Annotated in this window: 4 protein-coding genes; 3 read left to right on the plus strand and 1 reads right to left on the minus strand. The window is 29.9% G+C overall.

Translation table 11 applies throughout. The features are described 5' to 3' along the window. On the plus strand, positions 1–626 hold a 626-nt coding region (locus tag ACMUOV_RS00925; RefSeq protein ID WP_413852891.1), incomplete at its 5' end, for an NAD-binding protein. Here the strand turns inward: ACMUOV_RS00925 and ACMUOV_RS00930 are convergent. Beyond that, complete coding sequence (locus ACMUOV_RS00930; protein WP_413852893.1) at positions 621–1,382, minus strand: hypothetical protein; 762 nt, start codon at positions 1,380–1,382, stop codon at positions 621–623. The two genes, ACMUOV_RS00925 and ACMUOV_RS00930, sit on opposite strands and share 6 nt — an antisense overlap. 322 nt (positions 1,383–1,704) lie before the next feature. On the opposite strand from ACMUOV_RS00930, the gene ACMUOV_RS00935 reads away from it, so the two are divergent. Together ACMUOV_RS00935 and ACMUOV_RS00940 are read left to right on the plus strand one after the other, a co-directional pair. Continuing rightward, positions 1,705–2,211, plus strand: coding sequence for a hypothetical protein (locus ACMUOV_RS00935; RefSeq protein ID WP_413852895.1), 507 nt, complete (start codon positions 1,705–1,707; stop codon positions 2,209–2,211). A 38-nt stretch (positions 2,212–2,249) separates the two neighbouring features. Continuing rightward, a partial coding sequence (locus ACMUOV_RS00940; RefSeq protein ID WP_413852897.1) for a hypothetical protein occupies positions 2,250–2,702 on the plus strand: 453 nt, incomplete at its 3' end.

Here is a 2,702-nt window from a genome sequence, read left to right on the forward strand (position 1 = left end):
AGGCAAGTGTTGCAATTATTTGTGTTTCAATAATATCAATTACTTTAAATACAATAACTTATAAAACGGTTCCTTCTTTATTAAAAAAATTATCAAAATATAAAAATTTTCAAGGGGCTTCGGTAAATAATGATGTTATTATAAATAAAGAAGAAAAAAATGTTATAGTAGTCGGCTACGGCCCCGTAGGTAAGGCCATCACCGGTATTCTCCTTAAAAACGGTATAAATGTAATTATTATTGAAATGAATGTTGATACAGTGCGTGCGATATACAAAGAAAAGAAAGGAGGGCTTTGTGCTATTTACGGTGATGCTACACAAACCGAAATTTTAATAAGGGCAGGTATTGAAACGGCGGAAGCATTTATAGTTTCGGCACCGTCGGCACCTGTTGAAGAAATAATACAAGTGGCATCTTCTTTAAACCCGAGAGTATGGATACTTGCGCATACAACTTTCTTAAGCCAGGCAAAAAGGTTAAGAAAAAGCGGAATACAAAATGTTTCTTCCGGTGAAGGTGCGGGTGCACTTGTAATGTCAAAAGAAATTCTAAAAAAACTCGGGGCTATTGACGATAAGATAGAACAGGAATTAAAACTTATGTTAAAGGAACAAATTTTATAAAGTATTAAATGTAATTGTTCCTTCTTCCGAAAGTTTAAAAGTTAATTCTTTTGTAATTTCTTTTGTAAGTGCTCTTGTTTTCAATACAAGGTGGTATTTTCCTTTTTGTAAGTCCGTATTTGAAAATAATTTGTTTTGTAATTGTCGTGTTTTTTGAGCATAAACCGGCAACTCTTCCGGAATGTTTACTTTTTTAATCAATTTTTCTTTTTTATAATCATATATTTCGGCATAAAAACTTGGGCGTATATGGATATTTCCTTTATTTATTATATCTGCTTTAAATAAAATATTTCCGTTTTCATTAAATAAAGATATATTTTCAATATCAAAATCAAGTATTTCCGTTCCGGAAACCGTAACATATAGCGGAACGGATACCGACACTATAAGATTTTGTTTGTTTTTATCTACAAAAAATGTAAGTCTTGCAGATATTGAACCTTTTAAGTTATCTTTTATTGAAACCGTGTAAGGTATTGTAATTGTTTGCCCTGCGGCAAGTGCATAAGCCGTGTTTTCAATTTGAAACCAATCTTGAACGGTTAAACCTTCATTACCGTTAAAACTATTCCAATCTTCAATTTCAATTGTTATATCAATCGGTTTTGTATAAGTATTTGTTACGCTGTATTCTCCTTTATACTGTTTGGATGGCTTTATTTTAACATTTGTTACTGCCGGGTCTACCGAAAGCCCTGCAAATAAATCATTGAAAAAGAATATAAAAGCAATAATAAATAACACTTTTTTCATATTATTATCTCCGTTTTATTACATTATTATATATGATAATATGAAAAAATAACCAAAATATCAATCCCGTGCCGTTATTGTTGTTTGCCGCTTGCTGTTAATTATACATTCTATATTGTAAATTATACATCGCTGTTTTCAGCTTTTCAGCTACAAAAATTGCAAATCAAATTTTTTATAATTTTTCACATTTTTTTTACAATTAAAACATTGACATCTAATAAAAATATGCTATAATTATGATGTAATGAAAGTATTTGAATTTGTAAATATTAATAATTCGTCGTCGATATGTCTCAAAAAAATACTAAGTATATTTTTGATGAGTGTTTTATTGTTTAATATTTTTATTCCCAAAAGTCAGGAAATAAGAAGTAGTTTTATATCGGCATTAAGCTGTGTTGTAAATACTGTTCAAACAAATTTTTACGACAAGTATTCAAATGTAGTAATGTCGGTAGTAAATTCTATTTTAAGTAATTTTAATATATCAACATTGGCGGAAGCTCAGTTATCAAAGCAAAAAACTCAACAAAAGGATGGCGAATCATCAACTCCGGTAAATACATCGGCAGATAATGCAATAATAATACAAACCGGCACAAGCAGTCAAATTGAAACATTAAATTTAAATTTGTCATATTTAATTTATGAAAGTAAAAATAAACTATACGATGTTTGTAGAAATATTGGAGTAAACTTCAGTAACATAGCAACAAATATGGGAATATTATTTTTTGTATTGTTTGCTATATTGGTAGTAAGAATAAAAGATACAATAGCAGTAATATTAAATAAAAAATATAGAATATTAAACCGGCTTGCATAGTAGTAATTGCAAGTCGGTTTTCCTTTTTAGGGGGCATTATGAAAATATTAAAAAATTTATCGTCGTTAATTACTAATTTGAAAACTTTTCAGCTTTTCAGCTTCTCAGCTACTCAGCTACAAAAAATGCTTGCAATTTTTGTAATTGTTTGCTTTTTTATGTCCTCGGTCTGTCGCGATGCAGTAGCGGTAGCTGCAATGCCGACGGTAGATGCAACACAATACAAACAAATATTTACGGATTTTATATTGCCCTACAGTTACGGAAAAATAACCAAAAGCCACTTTGCAGGAACCGACAGAGTAATAATAAATATACAGGATTTACATTGCCATCCGCAAGTACAGAAGAATATCAGTAACATAATAGAAATGTTTGATAAGAAATACGGAGTAACCAATGTATATTTGGAAGGAGCTTACGGTGATGTAAGCACAAAATGGTTAACCGAAAATATAAAGAATGACAAAAAGAAAACAGAAATCTTAAAT

Origin of the sequence: Candidatus Ruminimicrobium bovinum (assembly GCF_902760015.1) — a bacterium.
GTDB lineage: Bacteria > Elusimicrobiota > Endomicrobiia > Endomicrobiales > Endomicrobiaceae > Ruminimicrobium > Ruminimicrobium bovinum.

Coding starts and splice junctions, on each gene's coding strand:
- ACMUOV_RS00930 (WP_413852893.1), bottom strand. CDS start 1,382: ATGAAAAAAGTGTTATTTATTATTGCTTTTATATTCTTTTTCAATGAT.
- ACMUOV_RS00935 (WP_413852895.1), top strand. CDS start 1,705: ATGAGTGTTTTATTGTTTAATATTTTTATTCCCAAAAGTCAGGAAATA.